We start from the raw sequence: 25,153 nt of genomic DNA, 5'->3' as shown, positions 1-25,153 counted from the left end.
TATTTTTATAAAACTACTTGCTAGAAAAAAAAGTCTTTGTATATTTGCACTCGGTTTTGGAATAAGGGTTAGTCCAAACAAAATAAAGATACATAAACAAGATTTTAAAGATACAAAGCAATGAGCAAAAGAACATTTCAACCATCGAAAAGAAAAAGAAGAAATAAACACGGATTTATGGACAGAATGGCGTCTGCGAATGGAAGAAAAGTTCTAGCGCGTAGAAGAGCTAAAGGAAGACATAAATTGACTGTTTCTAGCGAACCTAGACACAAAAAATAATGTTTGTATAAACATCATATAAGGCGTTACTTTTTTTTAGTATCGCCTTTTTTTATACCCAAACGCGACTAGCGTTAATTAGTTTCCTCGGAATAAATACAATAACCTCACAATTCATACAAAATGCCAAAAGATAACTCAATAAAATCCGTTTTAATAATAGGTTCAGGTCCTATTGTAATTGGTCAAGCTTGCGAATTTGATTATGCAGGATCTCAATCGGCACGCTCTATTCGTGAAGAAGGAATTGAAGTGATTCTTATCAATTCGAATCCAGCTACAATTATGACAGATCCTTCTATGGCGGATCACGTTTATCTAAAACCTTTAACTACAAAATCAATCATTGAAATTCTTAAAGCGCATCCAGAAATTGATGCTGTTTTGCCAACCATGGGAGGTCAAACAGCTTTGAATTTATGTTTGGAGGCTGATGAAAAAGGAATATGGGACGATTTTGGAGTAAAAATGATTGGTGTTGATGTAAATGCAATCAACATCACTGAAGATAGAGAGCAGTTCAAACAATTACTTCAAAAAATAAATGTACCTACAGCGCCAGCTAAAACAGCTACTTCTTTCCTTGAAGGTAAAGAAATTGCTCAAGAGTTTGGCTTTCCGTTAGTAATTCGTCCATCGTTTACTTTAGGAGGAACAGGAGCTGCTTTTGTGCATACTAAAGAAGAATTTGACGAAAAACTTACCTATGGTTTAGAAATGTCACCAATTCACGAAGTATTGATTGATAAAGCGCTGCTAGGTTGGAAAGAATATGAGTTGGAGCTTCTAAGAGATAAAAATGACAACGTAGTAATCATTTGTTCTATTGAGAACATGGATCCTATGGGAATTCACACAGGAGACTCGATTACTGTTGCTCCAGCGATGACTTTATCGGATACTACTTTCCAAAAAATGCGTGATATGGCCATCTTAATGATGCGTTCTATCGGAAATTTTGCTGGAGGTTGTAACGTACAGTTTGCGGTTTCTCCTGATGAAAAAGAAGATATCGTTGCTATCGAGATTAACCCTCGTGTGTCGCGTTCTTCTGCTTTAGCATCAAAAGCTACTGGATATCCAATTGCTAAAATTGCTTCGAAATTGGCTTTGGGCTACAACTTAGATGAATTACAAAATCAAATTACAAAATCTACATCAGCTTTATTTGAGCCAACTTTGGATTATGTAATTGTAAAAATACCTCGTTGGAATTTTGATAAATTCGAAGGTTCTGATAGAACGTTAGGACTTCAAATGAAATCTGTAGGTGAGGTGATGGGAATTGGACGTTCGTTTCAAGAAGCATTACACAAAGCCACTCAGTCATTAGAAATCAAACGTAATGGATTAGGAGCTGACGGAAAAGGGTATACCAATTACGAGCAAATTATCGAGAAACTAACCTTTGCTAGTTGGGATCGTGTTTTCGTAATTTATGACGCTATCGCGATGGGAATTCCGTTGAGTCGTATTCACGAAATTACCAAAATCGATATGTGGTTCTTAAAACAATATGAAGAACTTTATAGCTTAGAAAAAGAGATTTCTAATTATAAAGTAGACACTTTGTCAAGAGAATTGCTTCTTGAAGCGAAGCAGAAAGGCTTTGCCGACAGACAAATTGCGCATATGATGGGTTGCTTAGAGAGTCAAGTACACGAGTTGAGAGAAAAGATGAACATCAATCGTGTGTTCAAATTGGTTGATACTTGTGCGGCTGAGTTTAAAGCACAAACACCATATTACTATTCTACTTTTGAGGCCGAAATTGAAAAAGCCAATGGAGAGCGTTATGTTGATAACGAAAGTATAGTTACAGATAAAAAGAAGATTGTCGTTCTTGGATCAGGACCGAACCGAATTGGTCAAGGAATTGAATTTGATTACTCTTGTGTACACGGGGTTTTAGCCGCAAAAGAGTGTGGTTACGAAACCATTATGATCAATTGTAATCCAGAAACGGTTTCTACCGATTTTGATACAGCGGATAAATTGTATTTTGAACCTGTTTTCTGGGAACATATTTATGATATCATCAAACACGAAAAACCAGAAGGTGTTATCGTGCAGTTAGGAGGGCAAACCGCTTTGAAATTAGCTGAAAAACTATCTAAATATGGTGTAAAAATTATTGGAACTAGTTTTGAAGCTTTGGATTTAGCAGAAGATAGAGGACGTTTCTCTGATCTTTTGACCGAATTAGAAATTCCTTTCCCACAGTTTGGAATTGCAGAGACTGCTGATGAAGCTTCGGCTTTAGCGGATAAGTTAGATTTTCCATTGTTGATTCGTCCATCGTATGTATTGGGTGGTCAAGGAATGAAAATTGTAATCAACAAACAAGAATTAGAAGAACACGTAATCAACTTGTTGAAGTCTATTCCAGGAAATAAATTACTGTTAGATCATTACTTAGCAGGAGCTATTGAAGCTGAGGCTGATGCGATTTGTGATGGTGAAAATGTGTACATCATCGGAATTATGGAACACATTGAGCCTTGTGGAGTACACTCTGGTGATAGTAATGCTACTTTGCCTCCTTTTAACTTAGGGGAATTCGTAATGCAACAAATTAAAGATCATACTAAGAAAATTGCCTTGGCATTGAAAACGGTAGGATTAATCAATATTCAGTTTGCTATAAAAGATGATATGGTTTACATCATCGAAGCGAATCCTAGAGCTTCTAGAACGGTACCATTCATTGCTAAAGCCTATGGTGAACCTTACGTAAATTACGCTACTAAGGTGATGTTAGGTCACAGTAAAGTTACTGATTTTGACTTTAATCCACAGTTAAAAGGTTATGCTATCAAACAACCCGTTTTCTCATTTAGTAAGTTCAAAAATGTAAACAAAGCTTTAGGGCCAGAAATGAAATCTACTGGAGAGAGCATTTTGTTTATTGATGACTTGAAAGACGATCAATTCTATGAATTGTATTCTAGAAGAAAAATGTACTTGAGTAAATAAACTCAAACTAATTGATAGAAAAAGCCCCTTTTTGGGGCTTTTTTCGTGTCTGATAATTACTATAGAGGATTTTGTTTTTGTTTCAAATGAAATACCCAGCTTTTATTGGTTCGTAGCTATTGGTTTGTTGTTTCTGCTCCATTCACTCCAAGAGCCTACATACAATTTTGGTATAGTAAAACCAGCAGAATACATTGTTAGTAAAGTATGGCAGGCTGTAATTCCCGACCCACAATGAACAATGGTATTCTCTGTAGAAGATTTTTCGAGAATGGCATTGTATTTTTCTTTTACTACCTCTGGAGCTAAAAACAAACCATTCTCATCTAGGTTTTCAGTAAAAGGAAAGTTGATTGCACCTGGAATATGACCTGCAATTAAGTCAATAGGTTCGCTTTCTCCGTTATAGCGATAAGCTTCTCTAACATCTATTACTTTATGTGAATGAAGTTGTGCTACATTTTCAACTTCATCAATCGAAACCAAAGGCCATTGCCAGGTTGTACAAGGATATTTTTCTGTTTTTGCTATAGAAACGGGTTCTGAATTTACAGGGAAACCTATTTTTTCTGCTGCTTGAATTCCGCCATTAAGGACTTGTACTTTTTCGTGACCAATAGCACGTAGCATCCACCAAAAACGAGCGGCGGCATTTGCTCCATTTTTATCGTCATAAACTACTACCCAAGTTTGAGGAGTAATCCCGAAATCGCCCAAAGTTTTTGAAAAATCTTCAATGCTAGGTAATGGGTGTCTTCCTCCAATGGCGACATCAGTTTCGATAGTGGCCAATTGTGTGTTAGCATCAGCAAAAATGGCTCCTTCCAAATGTTTGCTCTCATAATTAAGTCTAGTGTTTGGACCATTACTAGCATCAACCAAAAGGATATTTTCGGTTTTGTAAATAGTTAGTAGCTCTGTGGCGTTTATAATTGGTGATACTGACATATTTAATTTTTAGTTGGTTTCAAAAGATTTTTTCAGACTATAGTATAATAACATTCCCGTAATTTCATTAGTGTAGTTTATGGAGGCGCTAAGCAAATGATTATTGATGAAAGTGTTATAGATTTCTTGTGTTAATACGAGTCTGTCATTTTTAGCATTGTAGAGTCTAATTGTTATTTTGTAGAATTGGCGAGGTCCTAACTTTAGGTTTGAAGCTTTTATTTCGGATTTGAGCTCTTTTATTTTAGTATAGGTATTAGTTAATAATTGCACCGAAAAATCCTTGTGTTCTTCCAAAGTTATTTTTTTATCTCCTTTAAGCGATTCGTAACTTGAACTGAAATAGTTGTATTTATTTCTTTCAAAACCAATCAAAATAGGAGGTTTGGAATGGACAACTGTGCCTTCTGGAGCATTGTTTTTGATAAAAGTATAGCCTTTATTTTGAAGTTCATCTGCTGTTTTGAGTTCGGTTACTTTAAATCCTTCAGGTATAGCAATTTTCCAATCGAATAGATTACAAATGAATATGTTGTTCTCTATTTTTCCATAGGTGACTTCTTCTGTAATAATTTCTTCTGGATCACTATTTACTATCTTTTCTTGTGCGAAAAAAAAGGGAGTGAAACAGAGCAAAAATAATAGAAGGAGACTATTTCTCATTTGCAATAGCTTTCAAATTAGTGATACTATCTCCTGTTAGCTCAGTAACATGGGCTGTGATTTTTTCTATATCCCAATCCCACCACTTAAGTTCTAAAAGTGTTTCAATTTTTTCATCTGAGAATCTTTTTTTAATTACTTTTGAGGGGTTACCACCAACAATCGAGTACGGTAGAACATCTTTGGTTACTGTTGTATTGGCTGCAATTATGGCACCGTCACCAATTGTTATTCCTGGTAAAATTGTAACGTTGTAACCAATCCAAACATCGTTGCCCACTATTGTATTTCCTTTGTTGGGATATGTTTTGTCTTTCATAGCATTTTGCCAATCGTGACCAAAGATGGCGAAGGGATACGAACTAATGCTTTGGGTTAGATGGTTGGCTCCATTCATAATAAAAGTTACGTCAGAGGCAATCATACAAAACTTACCAATAATCAATTGATCGCCTATAAAATCAAAGTGGTATTTTACGTTTTTTTCAAAATTAGCCACATCTTCAAAATCATCATAATAGGTGTAATCTCCAACGATAATATTGGGATTGGTGATGATGTTTTTTAAAAAGCATAATCTTGTGTAGTTTTCGAGTGGAAATTTTTGATTTTTATTGGGGTATTGCATAGTGCTCTTGTGGTATGTCTTTTATAAATACGACTTATTTTAGATTCTTTTTGAAAAAGTCAATGGTTCTTGTCCAAGCCAATGTAGCTGCTTTTTCATCATATCTTGGCGTAGTATTGTTGTGAAAACCGTGATTTACATCGGGGTAGATATAGGCGGTATAATCAACTTTGTTTTGTTTTAAAATGGTTTCATAGGCGGGCCAACCTTCATTTACTCGAGTGTCCAAGGCTGCATATTGTATCAAAAGCGGTGCTTTTATTTTAGCAGCATCATCTGCACTTGGTTGTCCTCCGTAAAACGGAACAGCAGCACCTAATTTTGGAATGCGAACGGCCATCATGTTGGCAATCCATCCGCCAAAACAAAATCCTACCACACCTACATGGCCATTACAATCTTTATGATTTTTTAAAAAGTCGTAAGCAGCAATAAAATCTTCAAGCATTTCCTCACGGGTACGTTTTTTTTGTAATTCCCGACCAGCATCATCATTTCCTGGATATCCACCAAGCGGACTCAAAGCATCAGGAGCTAATGTGATAAAACCTTCTAGCGCCCCTCTTCTTCCAACGTCTTCAATGTAAGGATTTAGGCCTCTGTTTTCATGAACGACAATAATACCGGGTAGTTTTTTCTTTTTGTCAGTTGGTTTAGAAAGTAATCCTTTGATTGTGCCGCCTCCTTTTGGAGACGCATAGCTAATCATAGCTGATTCTAATCTTGGGTCATCGGCTGCGATAGTTTGAGTGTCCTTGTAATTTGGTGTCATAAAATTGAGTAGGGTAGGGACAGTCAAACTTCCCACAGCAAAAAGCGATAATTTTTCAATAAATTGCCTTCTTTCAATTTTGTTATGAGCATAATCATCATATAAATCAAAAACTTCTTGGCTAATGTCTGCTTTGGTGATTTCTTTCATCGTTGGTTGTTTTTTGGGTTATGTAGGTTTATTTGTTGAGCAATAAATCTATAACTCCAAGAGCCAAAGCAGCTCCAAAATTGTTGGTTCCATAAGGGTTAAAAGAATCTATTTTTGTTCCTCTCGCATACAAAGCGTTTTGTGGAATATAAAACGATTTACTGTATTTTGCCTCTTGGTTTTTTAAATAAAATGCATCGTTCAAACCGCTAGTTGGATTATACACATTCAACGAATAGGGCGTAGTATGCGTTTTGAAACTAAAATTCGGATATGTAAATTGAATGCTGTTGTAATTTGAAAACGCCAATTTAGGTTGAAAAGATCCTAGAGGAATGGACGTTTTGAGATTTTGAGCATACAATTGAGAAATTGCTAAGGAAAAAATAAAAAACAGTGTTCTCATAGAAGTTGATTTTAGCACATAAAAATACTTTTTTTTTCTCATACTTAAATAGTGGTTGATAATTCTAAGGTTATTTAGTTATTTTTAAGATCTAAAAATCAACAAAATACTCTTATTAGTAATTAATAGCAAAATGGCATGGCACTTTTTAAACGATTGAATTCCAAATTAACACCGATAATCAATACTGGGTTTGGGACAAATGCAACTCTTAACGGAAAACGTTTTTTAAATAAAGACGGTAATGCAAGAGTAAAACGATTAGGACTTTCTTTTTTTGAGAGTAATAGTTGGTATCATACCTTATTGGATTTGCCTACATGGAAATTTCTTGGTGTGTTGTTTTTGTTTTATATGGGGATTAATTTTGTTTTTGCTTGTTTATATTTCGCTATCGGAATTGAGCACTTAAACGGGATAGCTACTACTCAAAGTCAATGGGAACAGTTTGGACAAGCTTATTTTTTTAGTGCTCAAACTTTTACTACGGTTGGATATGGACACATAAGTCCTGTTGGTTTTTTAACGAGTTCACTTTCTGCTGCTGAGGCATTAATCGGATTGTTAAGTTTTGCGATAGCTACAGGATTGTTTTTTGGACGTTTTAGCAAGCCTAGAGTTTTTTTGAAATTTTCTGACAATGCAATTATTGCTCCTTATCAAAATGGAACCGCTTTGATGTTTAGAATGGCGCCCTACAAAAACACGAACTACCTCGATTCCGAAGTGAACGCTACTATAGGATTGAGCATAGAAGAAGATGGTGTTTTGACCAATAAATTTTACACTTTAGATTTAGAAATCAACAAAGTAAATACGCTCGTATTGAGTTGGACCATTGTACATCCAATTACGGATAAAAGTCCATTGTATCAATTCACGGAAGAGGATTTTGCAAACCTACAAGGAGAGATTTTAGTTTTTGTGAAAACATTTGACGACATGTATAGTACTACTGTGGCCACTAGAACTTCTTATATTTTTTCTGAAGTTGTTTATGGAGCGAAGTTTAAATCGATGTTTGAAAGTAGCGCAAAACATTCGCATACCTTAATCCATTTGGATGACCTTAATACATTTGAAAAAGTGATGTTGTAATTTTTTTTGTTGTGAATCAAAAAAAAACGTTACTTTTGTTTAATAAATTTTGAAAAACAATGAACAATATTAAAAATGTATTCAGCATCAAAGACCTAGAAAACCTCTCAGGGATTAAAGCACATACGATTCGTATTTGGGAAAAACGATACAATGTTTTGCAACCTATGCGAACAGATACTAATATTCGTTTATATGACCTTCAAAGTCTTCAAAAGTTACTAAACATAACTTTGCTTCATGATTATGGGTACAAAATATCCAAGATTGCTACCTACTCAGAAGAAAAAAATCCCTCATTGGTACGTGAGATAATCACTACCAAAAATGCCAATAATCACGCAATTAGTGATTTTAAAATGGCAATGATGAATTTTGACCAAGATTTGTTTTTTAAAACGTACGATTGGTTAATTGCAAAAAAAACATTCAAAGAGGTTTTTTTACAAGTGTTTGTTCCTTTGATGAATGAATTGGGTTTATTATGGCAAACCGACACTATTACACCAGCACATGAGCATTTTGTGAGCTATTTGATTAAACAAAAATTACTAATTAATATTGAGCAATTACAAACGCAGCCTGTACAACATCATGGTAAAGTATTTGTATTGTCTTTGCCAATGAATGAAATTCATGAGCTAGGTTTGATGTATTTGCATTACGAAATTTTGTTGCAAGGCTACAAAACGGTTTATTTGGGCGAAAGCATGCCAATTGACAATCTGAAGGTGTTGAAAAACAATTTTGAACCTATTGTATACATTACATATATGACAGTTCAGCCAGACCGCGAAGCGATTGATAATTATATTTCGACGATGGAGTCGGAGTTGTTGGGCGATGGAACGCAATTGTGGTTTATTGGTCGATTGGTTGAGAACATTGATAGAGATAAAATTGCCTCTGAAACGCATATTTTTCAATCCATAACAGAATTAGTAGACGCAATTTAAATCCCAAATAATGCCCCTCTTATAATGAAAAAAATCACAATTATTGGTTCCGGTTTTTCTGCTTTATCCGCCTCTTGTTATTTGGCCCAAAGTGGCCACGATGTTACTATTTTTGAGAAAAATGCAACAATTGGCGGAAGAGCAAGGCAGATGAAAGCCGTTGGTTTTACTTTTGATATGGGCCCGAGTTGGTATTGGATGCCCGATATTTTCGAACGTTTTTTTGCCGATTTTGGAAAAAAAACTACCGATTACTATGAGCTAATCAAACTATCTCCAGCCTACCGAGTGTATTTTGGAATCAATGATTTTATTGCTATAGCTGATAATTTAGACGAAATTGCCCAAACTTTCGAAGCTATAGAAAAAGGAAGTGGTAAAGTCCTCAGAGCTTTTATGGCAGAAGCCCAAAGCAATTATGATATTGCCATCAAGGATTTGGTGTACCGACCAGGAGTATCACCATTAGAGTTAGTAACTACTAAAACGGCCAAAAAAGTTGGACAATTTTTTAGCAACATCAGCAGAGATGTTCGTAAAAAGTTTACCAATCCAAGACTGATTCAGATTCTAGAGTTTCCGGTTCTTTTTTTAGGGGCTAAACCTTCCGATACACCTTCGTTTTACAGTTTTATGAATTATGCCGATTTTGGTTTAGGCACTTGGCATCCCAAAACAGGAATGTTTGATGTAGTTTTAGCTATGGAAAGTCTAGCTAGAGAGTTGGGAGTTAAATTTGTTACCAATGCAGCCATCGAAAAAATAGTAGTCGAAAACAAAACAGCCAAAGCTGTTGTTATCAACGGACAAACGATTACTTCTGATGTAGTGCTAAGTGGTGCCGATTATCATCATACCGAAACTTTATTGGACAAAGAGTATCGAGCTTACTCAGAAGCGTATTGGGAAAGTCGTGTCTTTGCACCTTCCTCATTATTGTTTTATGTAGGTTTTGAAAAAAAAATAGAAAATATTTCGCATCACGCTTTATTCTTTGATGTTGATTTTTACCAACACGCAAAAGATATTTACGATGAACCACAATGGCCAAAAGAGCCTTTGTTTTATGCCAATTTCCCTTCTCTTACAGACCCGACCGCGGCACCAGAGGGTATGGAATCTGCTTTCTTTTTGGTACCCTTGGCACCCGGAATTAATGACTCTGAGGAATTGAGAGAACAATATTTTGATAAAATAATTGCTCGTTTTGAGCAACTTACGCAACAAACTGTAAAAAATAATATTATATTTAAACAATCATTTTGTAAAAATGATTTTGTTTCAGAGTATAATTCATATAAAGGAAATGCTTACGGTATGGCCAATACGCTACTCCAAACGGCTTTTTTGAGACCAAAATTGAAAAGTAAAAAAGTAAACAATTTATATTTCACTGGACAATTAACAGTGCCAGGACCAGGCGTTCCACCTGCATTAATTTCAGGAAAGTTAGTATCAGAGTTAATTAATAAAAAAAATTCAGAAGCGTAAATTATGAAGCAATTATTTGATGATGTATCTTTTAAGTGTAGTAAGTTAGTTACCAAAAGCTATAGTACTTCTTTCTCTTTGGCCGTAAAAATGCTAGCGCCAAGTATTCGAGAAGATATCTATAATATATATGGTTTTGTCCGCTTTGCTGACGAAATTGTTGACTCTTTTCACGGATATCAAAAAGAACAATTGATTCAAGATTTTGAAACCGATTATTACAAAGCATTGGAATCAGGAATTAGTTTGAATCCTATTCTGAATGCCTTTCAAATCACTGTAAAAAAGAACAATATTTCTGATGATTTGGTACAAGCTTTTCTAAAAAGTATGAAAATGGACCTAGTAAAATCAGAGTATAATACTAAGGCCGAATACGATGATTACATTTACGGTTCCGCTGATGTGGTTGGTTTAATGTGTCTTAAGGTTTTTGTACAAGGCAATCAAGAAAAATACGATGCTCTCAAAGACGAAGCAATGCGCTTAGGTTCTGCTTTTCAAAAAGTAAATTTCTTAAGAGATTTAAAAGACGACAATCTGGTTTTGAATCGCAATTATTTTCCAGGAGTAGACCTTCGTTCTTTTGATGATGAAGCAAAAAAAGCAATTATTGCTGAAATTGATGAGGATTTTAAAGCAGCAAGAGAAGGCATCAAGAAATTACCGCTTGAAGCAAAATTTGGTGTTTTTACAGCCTATGTGTATTACAAAAAACTATTGAACAAGTTAGAGCGTACTCCTTCACACAAAATCGGCACATCAAGAATACGCGTTTCGAATTATTCCAAAGCGGGATTATTGGCCCAATCTTTCGTAACCTACAAGTTGCGATTAGTTTAATATTTCATTTCAAATTCATTCAAAAATGCTTAATTTTTTCATATTTCTAGGAGTTTTTCTTTTTATGGAGTGCGTCACTTGGTGTACACATAAGTTCGTGATGCACGGTTTTATGTGGTATTTTCACGCCGACCACCATCAGCCAAAATATGCTAATATCTTTGAACGTAACGATATTTTCTTTGTCATTTTTGCCATTCCTAGCATCATTCTTTTTTACTATGGCGTAGAGGGCGGCCTCAATTACAAGTTTTTCATCGGTCTTGGCATCCTTTTTTACGGTATTTGCTACTTTTTAATTCACGATGTTTTGATTCATCAACGCTTCAAGTGGTTCAAAAACACCAACAACAAATACCTAATCGGACTCAGAAAAGCCCACAAAGTACACCACAAACATTTAGGCAAAGAACACGGCGAATGTTTCGGAATGCTATTCGTACCCTTCAAATATTATAAAATGTAGTTTTTGGGCGTGCCCCCCGAAACACGAATATACTACCGACACCATTCTCCAATCGGGGGTCGGGTCATCCATTCCCGCTTTGTTGTAGTGGCCTTTATCGCCACTACAACAAGAGCTCCATTACTACCCCTCACGCAGGGAAATCAACATCATTTATTGCAAATATTATGAAAGTATATAAATTAGAAACCGTTCAACATGTAAACGCTAAATTGGACGAATGTTGGGATTTTTTCTCTAGTCCACAAAATCTGCAAAAAATTACGCCTCTGGATATGGGGTTTCAAATCGTAGATTTCGACGGAAGAACCGCTTATCCTGGTCAAGTGATACAATACAAAGTGTCGCCTTTAGCAGGAATAAAACTCAGTTGGATGACCATCATTACTGCCGTAAAAGACAAAAGCTATTTTATAGACGAGCAACGTTTTGGACCTTATACATTATGGCACCACAAACATTTCTTTGAAGCTACTGAAAACGGAGTAAAAATGACGGATGTTGTTCATTACGCCCTTCCTCTTGGTTTTTTGGGTCGCATTATGAACACTCTTGTGGTCAAAAGCAAGTTAAAAGAAATATTCTCTTATCGAGAAAAAGCCGTAGATGAACTTTTTAATACCAAATAATGACTGCGCAGCCTATTACTTTTTTTTGGTTTCGTCGCGATTTGCGGTTAGAAGATAATGTAAGCTTGTATCAGGCGTTACAAAGTGGCTATCCAGTACTTCCTCTTTTTATTTTTGATGATGCCATTTTGGAGCATTTGCCTAAAGACGATGCTAGAGTCACTTTTATCTACGAATCACTTTCGAAAATCAACGAAAAATTAGTCGAATTGGGCAGTTCTCTTTTAGTAAAAAAAGGAAAAACACACGAAGTTTGGCAACAATTGTTGTCTGAATTTGATATCAAAGAAGTCTTTTACAATAAAGATTACGAACCCTATGCTATAAAAAGAGACCAAGAGATTACCGAATTGTTAGCTCAAAATGGGATAAAAGTGCAGGCATTCAAAGACCAAGTCATTTTTGAAGAAGCCGAAATCACCAAAGCTGATGGTTTGCCTTACACCGTTTACACGCCTTATAAAAACAAATGGTTAGAAAAATATCGTACACTAGCTCCCGTTGTGGAATATGATACTACTGTTTTTTCTAAGAATTGGTTGGTAAGTACTTTTGCATTTCCTGCTTTGTCTGCTATTGGTTTTGAAGCCAGTGCCATCAAAGTCAAACCCCATAATTTGACTAAAATTGTTACCTATCACGAAACGCGTGATTTTCCCGCATTAGATACTACCTCATATTTATCTCCACATTTGCGATTTGGTACCGTTAGTGTTCGTAAATTAGTGAATTGGGCCGCACGAAAAAATGATGTTTTCTTGAGTGAACTCATTTGGAGAGAATTTTTTATGCAAATCCTGTATCATTTCCCCAAAGTAGTGCAACACAATTTTAAATCGGCCTACGACGGCATAGAATGGCGCAATGACCAAGACGATTTTCAACGTTGGTGTTCAGGAACTACAGGTTATCCAATGGTCGATGCTGGTATGCGTGAACTCAATGCGACAGGCTATATGCACAATCGAGTGCGTATGGTGGTAGCAAGCTTTTTGTGTAAGCATTTGTTATTGCCTTGGCAATGGGGCGAAGCCTATTTCGCTCAAAAGCTCTTAGACTATGATTTGTCTGCCAATGTAGGTAATTGGCAATGGGCTGCCGGTACAGGTTGCGATGCTGCTCCTTATTTTAGAGTGTTTAATCCTGATATTCAATTACAAAAATTTGATTCTAAAGGCCACTACATTCGAAAATGGATACCTGAATTTGACTTAGGCTACGGCGCACCTATGGTCGAACACGCTATGGCAAGAGATCGTGCCATTGCAAGGTATAAAGCGGGAATTTTGAAGTGAATACTTATTTTAAATGATAATTAATTTTACAATTTAGAATAAAAACAAATAAATGATTAGTTTTGCATCATGAAAAAATGGTTTTTTGTGCTATTGCTTGTTTTTTTTGGACTCTTTTGTGTTCCAATGAAAGGCTATGCTTGTGCTACAAAGAAATCGACTGATAAAATCAGTACTTCAAAATGCGAGTCTTCAAAAACACAAAAGCAAACGTGTTGCGAAAATCATTCAAATAAGAAGTCTAATCCATGTTCAGGAAAATGTGGAAGCACCAAATGCTTAACTTCTTGCACTTCATTTAATTTATTTCTAAATATTGAGTTTACATTTGAATCAAGCATCTTTGAAAATTTCATTCAAAAAACTACTTTTTATTATGTAGATCCTTTCGTTTCTACTGGTCATGTTTCTATTTGGTTACCCCCAAAAATAATATAATTTTTTTGTTCCTAGCCATAGGTCTGTTTTCTTGAGAATGGAGACTTATGAGAAAAAATTGTATTATATCTAAATAGAAAAAAAATGAAACAAACATCAAAAATGTTGGGAGTAATCGCTGTATTATTATCAACCGTAACTTCACAGGCAAAACAAGTAATTCCTGTAAAAGGAATTAACCAATTTCAAAATACTAATAACGAGTCAGTAGATATCAAATCAATGGGTGAGACGCAAAAAGTGGATCAGCTCACCCCAGTTTTTGATACTTACTTTACAGTTAAAGACGCTTTAGTTAGTAGTAACGGTAATGATGTGGCGGGAAAAGCAAAGCAAATGCTTTTGGCTATTAAAAGCGTTAAAATGGAAAAATTAGACATGAAAGTTCATATGGTTTGGATGAAGGTTGTGAAAGATTTGACTGAAGATGCTGAACATATTTCAGAGACAAAAGATCCAAAACACCAAAGAGATCATTTTATTACTTTGTCTAAAAATGTTTATCAATTAATGAAAGTATCCAAACAAGCTGAGCCTGTTTACTTCCAACATTGTCCAATGGCAAATGGTGGAAAAGGAGCCAATTGGCTTAGTAAAGAGAGTACTGTCAAAAATCCATATTATGGATCAATGATGCTAACTTGTGGTAAAGTAGTGGAAACTATAAAATAATTTTAAGGCGAAATGTTTTCATTTCGCCTTATTAATTAGATGTACTATGATAGATATAAAAAAAAGGATGAGGCTACTGAAAGTCTCTTTACTGTTAATGCTGTTTTCAGTTTTAAGTTTTGCTCAAAATGTGGTTCGATATGATTTGTATGTTCGTGATACTGTAGTCAATTTTACCGGTAACCCCAAGAGAGCTATTGCAGTAAACGGTCAAATTCCAATGCCGACTTTAACTTTTACCGAAGGGGATATTGCAGAAATTTATGTGCATAATGAGCTAAAGGAATCCACCTCTTTGCATTGGCACGGTTTGTTTTTGCCCAACCAAGAAGATGGTGTTCCCAATTTGACTCAAATGCCAATTGCTCCTAATACCACACACAAATATACTTTTCCCATTATACAAAACGGAACCCATTGGTATCACAGCCATTCAGGTTTACAAGAGCAAATAGGAATGTATGGATCAATGGTTTTGAAAAAGCGTTCGACGGATGAGCGGTTTAGAGATGGAATAGATAATCTGCCTACTGTACCCATTATTTTAAGTGAGTGGACCGATATCAATCCTAATAATGTGCATAGAATGTTGCATAATGCGACCGATTGGTTTGCTATAAAAAAAGGGACTACTCAAAGTTATGCTGAAGCAATTAACCAAGGACACTTTGGTACTAAATTGAATAATGAATGGAAGCGCATGAACGCTATGGATGTAAGCGATGTTTTCTATGATGCTTTTTTAATTAATGGTAAAAAGGAAACGCAATTATCGCAATTCAAGGCCGGTGATAAAGTACGCTTACGCATTTCAAATGGAGGCGCTTCTACTTATTTTTGGCTAACTTATGCTGGCGGAAAAATAACAGTTGTGGCTAACGACGGAAATGATGTTGAACCTATCGAGGTGGATCGCTTGCTTATAGCTGTTTCTGAAACCTACGATGTAGTAGTTACTATACCAAATGATGGAGCGTCCTACGAATTTTTGGCAACCGCTGAAGACAGAACGAAATCAACTTCATTGTATTTAGGAAATGGCCCAAAGCAATTAGCCAAACCATTACCTAAATTAAAGTATTTTGAGGGAATGAAAATGATGAATGGTATGATGAAAATGAATGGGGATTTAGATGATATGGGAATGAGCATGAGTTTGAATCAAATGGATATGAATGTAGTAATGTATCCTGAAATTACGGGTGAAGCAAAAAAAGCTACGAGTAAAAAGACTATGAATATGTCTGAAAGTGACTATGATAGTAATGCCCTTTCCGATATTGTAACGCTCAATTATGCTATGTTAAAATCACCTTGGAAAACTAGTTTGCCCAAGGATGCTCCAGTAAAAGAATTGCGTTTTGAACTTACTGGAAATATGAATCGGTACGTATGGAGCTTAAATAATAAAGTAGTTTCTGAAACCGATAAAATATTGATTAAAAAGGGAGAAAACGTTCGGATTACCATTTATAATGGATCCATGATGAGACATCCAATGCATTTGCATGGTCATGATTTTAGGTTACTTAACAATCAAGGTGATTATGCTCCTTTGAAAAATGTGGTTGATATCATGCCAATGGAAACAGATACGTTGGAATTTAATGCTAATGTGGAAGGAGATTGGTTTTTTCATTGTCATATCTTGTACCACATGATGGCAGGAATGGGTAGGGTTTTTACTTATGAGAATCAGGCTGCAAATCCTTTGATTCCCAATCCTAAATTGGCGCAAAAGCAATTGTTTGCCGAGGATAGAAAGTTTCATTTTATGGCAGAAAATGATTTTGCAACCAATGGAAACGATGGAGAAGCCATGTTTAGTAATACACGATGGAGCATTGGAACCGAATGGAGATTGGGATACAACGATCATCATGGGTATGAAACAGAAACACATGTTGGGCGGTACTTGGGTAAAATGCAGTGGATAATGCCCTTTGTTGGATTTGATTGGAGATACAGAAAAATGAATTTAGGACAACAGGAAAAAAATCTGTTCGGACAATCTAATACAAAAGATAACCGTTCTGTAGTAAGTTTGGGAATAGAATATGTATTACCTATGTTGGTAAAACTACAAACTGAAGTGTATTCGGATGGAAATGTTCGACTACAATTAGAACGAAAGGATATCCCAATTTCGAAACGCTTACGAATGAATGTGATGTGGAATACGGATAAAGAGTATATGGCAGGATTACGCTATATTACCGGAAGGAATTTTGGTATTACTACACACTATGATAGTGATATGGGGCTTGGATTTGGAATTAATTTGAATTATTAAAGAGAATCAAAACTAATGGTAAAAAAACAAATGATAATCTATATCAAAAATATGGTGTGCCCTCGTTGCATTATGGTGGTACAATCTGAGTTGGAAAAGAGCGGGTTTACGCCACTTTCCGTATCTCTTGGCGAAGTAGTTTTTGAAAAGGAACTTGCTGTAAGTGACCAAGAAATTATAGCTAAAACACTTCAAAATGTTGGTTTTGAAATCATCGAAGACCAAAAAAAGCAAGGTGTTGAAAAAGTGAAAAACTTGATTATTGATTTGGTTCAAAATCAAAATTCGGTACTCAAAAACACCCTTTCCGACTATTTGAGTACACAATTGAATTGTGACTATAAATACATTACTACTTTATTTACAGAACTTGAGGGCACTACGATTGAGAAATATTTCATCGCTCAAAAAATCGAAAAAGTCAAAGAATTGTTGGTGTACAACGAATTAACATTGAGTGAAATCGCCTTCCAGTTGCATTATTCCAGCGTGGCACATTTGAGCAATCAATTCAAAAGTGTGACAGGTTTAACTCCGAGTTATTTCAAAAATCTTCGCGCTGACCGTCGCATTCCCCTAGACCAAGTGAAAGCATAATTTTTATTGTTCACCTTCCGAAATTGTTGTAATTCTTTAGGATAATTGTGTAATACTTCTCAATTTGATTCTAAGTAATTTTGTACTGTAATTTAAACAGTTCATTATGAAAACTACTATAAAGAGACAAATTCCCGTTTTACAAATGGGATGTGCGTCTTGCGCCAATAAAATCGCTTCTTCAGTTCAAGTCTTAAATGGGATTGTTTCAGCCGAAGTCAACTATGCTTCGGCTATGCTTTCCCTTGAGTTCCTGCCCAAAATTATTACCCTATCCGAAGTCCAAAAAGCGGTGCAAGACGCAGGCTATGATTTGTTTATTGAAGAAGAAGCCAACGAAAACAAAACCTTGGCTTCGATACAAGAAGAAAAAATGACCACTTTAAAAAACAAAACCATTTGGGCTTTGCTATTGGCTTTGCCTATTGTAATTATTGGAATGTTTTTTATGGAAATGCCCTATGCTAACGAAATTATGTGGGTATTAGCAACTCCAGTTGTTTTCGGATTAGGAAGTAGTTTTTTTGTAAATGCTTGGAAGCAAGCTCAACATCGCACAGCCAATATGGACACACTCGTGGCATTGAGTACGGGAGTCGCGTATATATTTAGTGTATTCAATACATTATTTCCAGAGTATTGGCATCAAAAAGGCCTACACGGACACGTCTATTTTGAAGCAGCAGCAGTAGTGATTGCTTTTATTTTATTGGGTAAATGGTTGGAAGAAAACGCCAAATCCAATACTTCCACCGCCATAAAAAAGTTGATGGCGTTGCAACCTAATGAGGTGACTTTGTGGCTAGACAACGAGCAACAAAAAGTAATTCCTATTGCCCAAGTCAAAGTAGGGGATAAATTGTTGGTAAAACCCGGCGAGCGAATTGCGGTCGATGGGGTCGTAATAAGTGGGGATTCCTATGTAGATGAAAGTATGTTAAGTGGCGAACCCATTCCTGTACTCAAAATGGCAAATGAAAAGGTTTGGGCGGGAACACTCAACCAAAAAGGGAGTTTGGTATTCCAAGCAGTTCAAATTGGCTCCGAAACCCTTTTGGCACACATCGTCAAAACAGTCCAAGACGCACAAGGAAGTAAAGCGCCAGTCCAAAAAAAGGTCGATTTTATCGCTAGTATTTTTGTGCCTGTGGTTATGGCGATTGCGGTTGTAGCTTTTGTTTTGTGGTGGATTTTAGGAGGAGAAAATGGTTTTACACAAGGAATTTTGGCTTTAGTTACTGTTTTGGTGATTGCTTGTCCGTGTGCCTTGGGATTGGCAACTCCTACTGCCATTATGGTTGGAGTAGGCAAGGGTGCCGAAAATGGAATTCTCATCAAAGATGCACTGAGTTTAGAATTGGCACAAAAGATAGACACCATTGTTCTAGATAAAACAGGTACCATCACCGAAGGAAAACCTAAAGTAACCGAGGAATTGTGGAATAGCAAGGATTCCAATTTACGTTCTATTTTGTTGAGTATCGAATCGCAATCGGAACATCCCTTGGCGGAAGCTGTGGTGCAACATTTACAAGGAGTTCCAACGGTTCCAATTGCGAATTTCGAGAGTGTTACGGGGCAAGGCGTTCGAGCCAAAGTAGGAGGTGAGGAGTATTTTATCGGGAATCCCTCTTTTTTAAAAGCCAACCAAATCGAAATAAACGATGACTTCCTTCAAAAAAGTACTGCTTGGGAAGCCGAAGCCAAAACCGTAATTGGCTTTGCTAATGCAACTAGTGTTTTAGCCCTTTTGGCCATTTCGGATGCGGTAAAACCTACTTCGGTGGCTGCGATTCGTGAGTTGGAACAAATGGGCATTGCGGTCTATATGCTAACCGGCGATACTGAAAAAGCAGCCCACGCAATGGCCGAACAAACGGGAATTACTCATTACAAAGGCGGAGTGTTACCTCAACAAAAAGCCGATTTCATCAAGGAATTACAAGCTCAAGGCAAAAAAGTAGCGATGGTGGGTGACGGCATAAATGACAGCACCGCATTGGCTCAAGCCGATGTGAGTATTGCTATGGGAAAAGGAAGCGCCATTGCTATGGAAGTCGCCAATATGACGCTAATGACCTCCGATTTGCATAAGATTCCACAATCGATTCGCTTGTCTAAAGCTACTGTTGCTATGATTCACCAAAACTTATTTTGGGCCTTTATATACAATGTAATTGGGATTCCTATCGCGGCAGGTATTTTATTTCCTTTCAATGGTTTCTTACTTAACCCAATGCTTGCAGGTGCAGCTATGGCGCTTAGCAGCGTGAGTGTGGTAAGTAATAGTTTGCTATTGAAATTGAAAAAGTTGTAGGGAAGTAAGCTTTAAAAAAAACAAATTCCAAATTCCAAGTGGCCGCAGGAGCCTTGGAATTTGGAATTAAAATCTTGGGATTTATCTCGAAACTTCGGGATGGGGATTTGTCAAATTAAAAATTAATCTTTTTTATGTTGTTGTTCGGTATGATTTTGATTTCCATTAAGCATTGTGTCTCCCTCGTTTAGTCCGTTTGACATTCCGACCATAAATGCTGTAATAATTAGAATAATTTTTCTTTTTATCCAAAGAAGAGGTCGTTTAGATTTCTCTAAACGTGTTTTGTTATTATGTTTATACATTTAGTAAATGATAAAAGATTATACATTTTTTATATTCTTATGCGCTGATTGGCATAAATGCTTAAAAATTAATTTATGCTATGTATAAACTTTTGTATGCGTTTTTTGAAGTAATCAATTCATTTATAAAGATGTTTTGGGACATCATAGCACTTACTTCTTGATAAAGTAGTGTTTGAATTTTTAAAAGAACCTTGACTTGAAGATTAATAAAATCTTTGATGTCTAGACATAAAAATAGAATTGGAAAGGAGGTAATCTTAGATGAATTTACTTGCTTGAAGAAGTATAATCCGGAATCTTTCGTGTTTAATTCTGTTTTGAGAATTACGTTCGAGAATTGATAATAAGCTGCTGAATTTGTTTGAGAATGTAAAGTACAATCATTAACAACTAGTCCAAAAACTAGAATGAGAGAAAGAAGATATTTTATGTTTTTGTTCAATCTAATTAATTCTAATTGCTTGTTTGAGTTTGGTGTTTTTTAGCGGATTATTTTTTTCTAAACGAAACAACAAATAAAATGGATAATTTTACTAAGTCTTCATAAACTCTTTCACTATTTGGATGTACCTTTTTCTGAATTGAACAGCTCGCTCAGAATTTACTTTTTAGCTAACAGTGATAGTATAGTGTGTTGGGTGCTGTGGTATTATAGTTCGAGTTTCTTTATACATTGCTCTCTAATTTCCCAGATTTTTTCAAAGTCCATTCTAACTTCGTTTTCAATAACCCAATTTTGTATGTATTTTTTGTGATAATCTACTTTAAACGTATTCACTTGTTCAGGCTCAATTTCAATTTCTTCAATGATGTCACCAATTAAATTTTCAATGTCAGAGTTGCAATTTGTTATGTCAATACGTTGGTTATTCAATTTTAAATAACAATGTGCTTCTGGAATATATTCTAAACCACTTTCTAAAAGGGTCTCTCCAATTTTTGGTGTGTTCAAATTGTTCATTCGATACATTCCTAAAATTAGTTTTACATTGTCAAAATTATTTAGCTCAGCAACTTTTTTTAAAAATGAATGTTTAGAACTACACGTGCCTTTTTTTTCTTTTATAACAAGTGAAAAATCTTCACGATTTTGATTTCTTCCATAGGGTAACTTTTGTATAAATTCAATTAATTCGCTCCAATTTTCAATTCCATTGTCTTTGACAAATGTCGTTAAATTATCAGTAGAATTGAAGTTTTGATGTCTTACCGAAAAAATTACTTTAAAATTGTCAGGGTCTGAAATCATAATTCCGTTTTCTACCCAATATGGATTTTTAGGAATTTCAAGATTTATATTTTTTTGCTGTAGTGTTTTTTTTATTTTCTTAAATTCAATTTCGGAGTTTACATAAAATACAAGAATATCGTCTTCGTCAAACTTACTTTCTGGTTTTTCTATGGAAGTCGTGAATTCTAAATGCCAATTAGCATTCTTGTGTCCCAAAAAAAGTCCATCATAATTGTTGTGATTTTCAAAGCCACCTAATTTTTCAAGCCCAACGATTTCTGTGTAAAATTTTTGAATCTGTTTTAAGTCAGTTGTATGTCTTGCGTATCTAAATGTCATATTTTAGGTTTCGTTTTATACTTGTGATTGTAGTGCTTAGTATTGTATTTTTTGTTGTCAGTGACAGTTATCCGAAATTTTCGGATAACTGAATCTTTTTCTAATTCGTTGTCTACAAATACTTTTTGAAGATGGTCGCTAATGGTTCTTACATTTACATTATAAAGTGTTCCCATCATTTTTTGTGTCAGCCAAATAGTTTCATCTGCATAAATGTCAAATATCCTACTGAAGAAGAACGTAGTATTAATTCGCTATTAGTGTTGATTTTTCAATTGTCTTTCGCCATACTTTTTCTTTTCAGCTAATTAAATCCTTTTCTTTAATCCTAACCAAATATATTCTTTTTTTTGCAAAAGCTTTACGTAAATGATTTTGAGATGTTTTTTCATAGCTGAGCTAAATTCCAAAAAAAATAAATTCCAAATCCTAAGGTTTTGCACAAGCCTTGGAATTTGGAATTTAAATTTTGGAATTTGAAATTTCTTTCAAGAATTAAATCTATTTTTTAATCAATTTATTAATCATGCCCTCAAAGATAAAGCCATGAAAGGGCAGAACGGAGTACCAATACAATTTGCCCCAAAAACCATGCGGTTTGAAAGTGGCGGCTTGGTATAACGTATTATGTATGATTTTGAATTCTAGCCAAGCTTCTCCAGGGAGTTTCATTTCGGCATACAAAACGAGCTTGCCTTCTTTTTTGTTGGCATACAATACCCGCCAAAAATCCAAAACATCGCCTGAATGAATGTCGTGCTTGTTAGTACGTCCTCTGCGAAGCCCCACACCTCCAACTAATTTGTCAAGAAAACCGCGTATTTCCCAAAGCCAGTCGCCATAATACCAACCTGTTTCACCGCCAATAGACCAAATGCGTTCTGTGGTATAGGAGCGGTTGAGGATTTCTTTTTTGCGACGATCGATGAAGCAATTCTTTTTAGGTACTTTGAGATAATCGGCAACACTCCCAGTGAATTGACCGCTAATCATAGCGTCTTTCCAACTTGACACAATGTCGTCTTTGTCTATTTTGACAAGCGCTCTTGCAACCGCTTCGTTGTAGGTCATAGGCACAACTCCTAGTAATGCGTTAATTCGGTTGTCTTTGCAAACTACTTCTACTTTCATACTGCTTACCAAAGCAGCAGCGAGTTTGTAAGTTGTTGAAGTAACAAAATACAACCAATACGATGACAATTTGGGTGTCATTACCGGAACTGTATAGATGTAGCGTTTCAATCCTGCGGCTTGTGCAAACCCCAAGAGCATTTCTTTGTAAGTTAAAATATCAGGACCACCTATGTCAAAGTTTTGATCGTAAGTTTCAGGTTGATGTAAACTTCCCATCAAAAAATCCAACACATCCGAAATAGCTATCGGTTGGCATTTGGTATTGAGCCATTTTGGAGTAATCATTACTGGAAGTTTGTTGACCAAATCACGGATGATTTCAAAAGAAGCACTGCCTGAGCCTACAATAATACCTGCTCTTAAGGTAGTTATGGCAAAAAGACCCGTTTTCAGGACATCCTCTACGGCTTTGCGAGAAGCTAAATGCTTAGACAAAATAGTATCATTGACAATGCCACTCAAGTAAATGACTTGTTTGACTTGGGTAAGGTTCATTCGGTCTACAAAATTCATAGCCGAGGCATACTCCAGCTCATCATAGTTCTTAGCCGAACCTGACATGGAATGAATCAAATAATAAGCGGCATCAATTTCGTTGGGAATAGCACTTAAACTTTCTTGATTCAAAAAATCGACTTCTATAACTTGTACTTTATCAATTAAATTTTCGGGTAAATAAAAACGATCTTTATCTCTTACACAGCAAATCACATGATGTCCTTGAGCCACTAGCAAAGGCAATAGTCGCTTTCCAATATATCCTGTGGCTCCTGTTAAAAGAATATTCATTTGGTTTGTTAATTGATTGATAACAATATAGTTAAAAAAATTGTATAATCTTAGAAATAACCGATAGAATTGCTGAAATTATCGATAAAATTGTCTGAATCATGTTTTTTTGATTACTAATTCTTATATTTTTTCTGGTCAATTACTGTTGGTAATCTAGACTTCTATTGGACTGATTTTTTTGTATTACTTTAATTTCAATCAAATGATTTTATATTTTAAAACTAACCATACCATAATCCATGGCAAAAACTTGTCCCGAAATGGATTTGGCTTCTTCTGAAATTAGAAAATTTGCCATCTGTGCTACTTCATCTGGTTTTAGATACCCTTTCATCGGATGGCGTTCAATCATGTTTTCTTTCATTCTGTCATTTCTTAAAATACCCGCTGCTAATGAAGTTTCGGTAATTGTGGGCGCAATGGCGTTTACGCGTACAACTGAAGCCAGTTCCGCTCCTAATGATTTTACTAATCCTTCTACACCTGCTTTGGCAGTTGCAATACTAGCGTGAAAAGGCATTCCTAATTTTGCAGCAACAGTGCTAAATAATAGAATTGAGGGTTGTTTACCTTTTCGTAAGGCCGGCAAATATTTTTGTATGGCTTTTACAGCCCCAATAACATTGATTTCAAAATCGTTTTTAAAATCGGATATGCTGAGGTTTCCGATTGGTTTTAAGTTAATCGAACCAGGACAATAAATCAAAGTATCAACGTCTTCAATGTCTGGAAGTGGGTCTTGTAAAACATCAACGGCATAGTGCGTTAAATTGGGATGCGATACATCTGGCGCTGTTCTACTGATGTTGATTACTTGATTCGATTGCAATTGTTGCATTAGTATCGCGCTACCAATTCCTTTGCTACCGCCAATAATTACGATGTTTTTCATATACGTTTTGAGTTTGGTTTATCGTTTTGATATTTTGTTATGCGTGATTTGTTGCTGTAAAGTACATTTGAATCTTCCTTCGGTAAAATTTCGAAGTTTCTCGTGTTTGGTTTTTCGACCTTGTACTCGCGCGCGCCAAAGTCTGAAACTCGAAGGCTTCATTTCGGCACGCATCAAGTCGATGACTTCTTGTTCTTTTAATCCAAATTGCAATTGAATGGCTTCGAAAGTGGTTCGGTCTTCCCAAGCCATTTCTATAATTCGGTCGATTTCTAATTCGGTAAGGGCTGTTTTGTTAGGCATAGCTAAAGCATTTTATGATTTTTTTTGGTTATATCTGAATCCCTTTTATCAAAAAAAATATTTAAAAATATAAGTCAAATAAGTTTTACTTTGAATTACTAAAGTGAAATTTATAGTTCAAATAAGTAGTTGAAACTACTAGTGTCTCATTTTTACTTTTGACTAATTGGATGAATTGGCTTTTTTAAAAAACTTAGTTGGCTTATATGTTTAGTATTAAATGTTTGTTTATTT

Annotated in this window: 23 protein-coding genes; 13 read left to right on the top strand and 10 right to left on the bottom strand. The window is 35.5% G+C overall.

Annotated features, from left to right (window positions below):
• Positions 1–120 precede the first annotated feature (120 nt).
• Both rpmH and carB read left to right on the top strand, forming a co-directional pair.
• Positions 121–282 (top strand): 50S ribosomal protein L34, encoded by a 162-nt coding sequence (gene rpmH / locus O9307_RS04840; RefSeq protein ID WP_008464848.1) that lies wholly within the window; start codon positions 121–123, stop codon positions 280–282.
• A 123-nt stretch (positions 283–405) separates the two neighbouring features.
• On the top strand, positions 406–3,258 hold the full coding sequence (carB, locus tag O9307_RS04835; protein ID WP_298295894.1) for a carbamoyl-phosphate synthase large subunit: 2,853 nt from the start codon (positions 406–408) through the stop codon (positions 3,256–3,258).
• 102 nt (positions 3,259–3,360) lie between these two features.
• Here carB and O9307_RS04830 read toward each other — a convergent pair whose 3' ends face one another.
• From O9307_RS04830 to O9307_RS04810, 5 genes are read right to left on the bottom strand one after another with little or no spacing between them, the layout of a single operon-like run.
• A complete protein-coding gene (locus O9307_RS04830) occupies positions 3,361–4,206 on the bottom strand; it encodes a sulfurtransferase (protein ID WP_298295892.1) in 846 nt (281 codons plus the stop codon).
• A 9-nt stretch (positions 4,207–4,215) separates the two neighbouring features.
• Positions 4,216–4,869, bottom strand: a complete 654-nt coding sequence (locus O9307_RS04825) for a hypothetical protein (RefSeq protein WP_298295890.1) — start codon at positions 4,867–4,869, stop codon at positions 4,216–4,218.
• Entirely contained in the window at positions 4,859–5,497 is a 639-nt protein-coding gene (locus O9307_RS04820) for a CatB-related O-acetyltransferase (protein ID WP_298295888.1), read from the bottom strand. Before O9307_RS04820 ends, O9307_RS04825 begins: the two co-directional genes overlap by 11 nt.
• Positions 5,498–5,531: 34 nt before the next feature.
• The gene (locus O9307_RS04815) at positions 5,532–6,419 is read right to left on the bottom strand and encodes a dienelactone hydrolase family protein (protein WP_298295886.1); all 888 of its coding nucleotides are present in this window, start codon (positions 6,417–6,419) and stop codon (positions 5,532–5,534) included.
• A 28-nt stretch (positions 6,420–6,447) separates the two neighbouring features.
• Positions 6,448–6,825 carry a hypothetical protein gene (locus O9307_RS04810; protein ID WP_298295884.1) on the bottom strand — a complete coding sequence of 126 codons (378 nt, stop codon included), beginning with the start codon at positions 6,823–6,825 and terminating at the stop codon, positions 6,448–6,450.
• Between the two features lie 138 nt (positions 6,826–6,963).
• Between O9307_RS04810 and O9307_RS04805 the strand changes: the two genes are divergently transcribed.
• From O9307_RS04805 to O9307_RS04755, 11 genes are all read left to right on the top strand, one after another.
• Positions 6,964–7,923 carry an ion channel gene (locus O9307_RS04805; protein WP_298295883.1) on the top strand — a complete coding sequence of 320 codons (960 nt, stop codon included), beginning with the start codon at positions 6,964–6,966 and terminating at the stop codon, positions 7,921–7,923.
• Positions 7,924–7,982: 59 nt separating this feature from the next.
• Entirely contained in the window at positions 7,983–8,879 is an 897-nt protein-coding gene (locus tag O9307_RS04800; protein WP_298295882.1) for a MerR family transcriptional regulator, read from the top strand.
• Positions 8,880–8,900: 21 nt separating this feature from the next.
• The gene (gene crtI, locus O9307_RS04795) at positions 8,901–10,370 is read left to right on the top strand and encodes a phytoene desaturase family protein (RefSeq protein ID WP_298295982.1); all 1,470 of its coding nucleotides are present in this window, start codon (positions 8,901–8,903) and stop codon (positions 10,368–10,370) included.
• 3 nt (positions 10,371–10,373) lie between these two features.
• The gene (locus O9307_RS04790; protein WP_298295881.1) at positions 10,374–11,213 is read left to right on the top strand and encodes a phytoene/squalene synthase family protein; all 840 of its coding nucleotides are present in this window, start codon (positions 10,374–10,376) and stop codon (positions 11,211–11,213) included.
• A gap of 25 nt (positions 11,214–11,238) precedes the next feature.
• The gene (locus tag O9307_RS04785) at positions 11,239–11,679 is read left to right on the top strand and encodes a sterol desaturase family protein (RefSeq protein WP_298295879.1); all 441 of its coding nucleotides are present in this window, start codon (positions 11,239–11,241) and stop codon (positions 11,677–11,679) included.
• Between the two features lie 167 nt (positions 11,680–11,846).
• Complete coding sequence (locus tag O9307_RS04780) at positions 11,847–12,308, top strand: SRPBCC family protein (RefSeq protein ID WP_298295877.1); 462 nt, start codon at positions 11,847–11,849, stop codon at positions 12,306–12,308.
• Positions 12,308–13,603: a deoxyribodipyrimidine photo-lyase gene (locus O9307_RS04775; RefSeq protein ID WP_298295875.1), complete on the top strand. Its 1,296-nt coding sequence runs from the start codon at positions 12,308–12,310 to the stop codon at positions 13,601–13,603. Before O9307_RS04780 ends, O9307_RS04775 begins: the two co-directional genes overlap by 1 nt.
• 522 nt (positions 13,604–14,125) lie before the next feature.
• The gene (locus O9307_RS04770; protein ID WP_298295873.1) at positions 14,126–14,713 is read left to right on the top strand and encodes a DUF3347 domain-containing protein; all 588 of its coding nucleotides are present in this window, start codon (positions 14,126–14,128) and stop codon (positions 14,711–14,713) included.
• Positions 14,714–14,759: 46 nt separating this feature from the next.
• Positions 14,760–17,006: a multicopper oxidase domain-containing protein gene (locus O9307_RS04765; RefSeq protein ID WP_298295871.1), complete on the top strand. Its 2,247-nt coding sequence runs from the start codon at positions 14,760–14,762 to the stop codon at positions 17,004–17,006.
• A gap of 30 nt (positions 17,007–17,036) precedes the next feature.
• Entirely contained in the window at positions 17,037–17,603 is a 567-nt protein-coding gene (locus tag O9307_RS04760) for an AraC family transcriptional regulator (protein ID WP_298295869.1), read from the top strand.
• Positions 17,604–17,709: 106 nt separating this feature from the next.
• A complete protein-coding gene (locus O9307_RS04755) occupies positions 17,710–19,920 on the top strand; it encodes a heavy metal translocating P-type ATPase (protein ID WP_298295867.1) in 2,211 nt (736 codons plus the stop codon).
• Positions 19,921–20,877: 957 nt separating this feature from the next.
• On the opposite strand, the gene O9307_RS04745 is transcribed toward O9307_RS04755, so the two are convergent.
• From O9307_RS04745 to O9307_RS04725, 5 genes are all read right to left on the bottom strand, one after another.
• Positions 20,878–21,798: a VOC family protein gene (locus O9307_RS04745; RefSeq protein WP_298295864.1), complete on the bottom strand. Its 921-nt coding sequence runs from the start codon at positions 21,796–21,798 to the stop codon at positions 20,878–20,880.
• Positions 21,795–21,977, bottom strand: a complete 183-nt coding sequence (locus tag O9307_RS04740) for a hypothetical protein (protein ID WP_298295862.1) — start codon at positions 21,975–21,977, stop codon at positions 21,795–21,797. The genes O9307_RS04745 and O9307_RS04740 overlap by 4 nt, the downstream gene beginning before the upstream one ends.
• Positions 21,978–22,299: 322 nt before the next feature.
• Complete coding sequence (locus tag O9307_RS04735) at positions 22,300–23,721, bottom strand: SDR family oxidoreductase (protein ID WP_298295860.1); 1,422 nt, start codon at positions 23,719–23,721, stop codon at positions 22,300–22,302.
• A gap of 211 nt (positions 23,722–23,932) precedes the next feature.
• Positions 23,933–24,616: an SDR family oxidoreductase gene (locus O9307_RS04730; protein ID WP_024981267.1), complete on the bottom strand. Its 684-nt coding sequence runs from the start codon at positions 24,614–24,616 to the stop codon at positions 23,933–23,935.
• An 18-nt stretch (positions 24,617–24,634) separates the two neighbouring features.
• Complete coding sequence (locus tag O9307_RS04725) at positions 24,635–24,919, bottom strand: TIGR03643 family protein (RefSeq protein WP_298295857.1); 285 nt, start codon at positions 24,917–24,919, stop codon at positions 24,635–24,637.
• Positions 24,920–25,153: the final 234 nt, after the last annotated feature.

The organism is Flavobacterium sp. (assembly GCF_027531905.1).
Classification (GTDB): domain Bacteria; phylum Bacteroidota; class Bacteroidia; order Flavobacteriales; family Flavobacteriaceae; genus Flavobacterium.
This window is presented reverse-complemented; position numbering and strand designations above follow the sequence as displayed.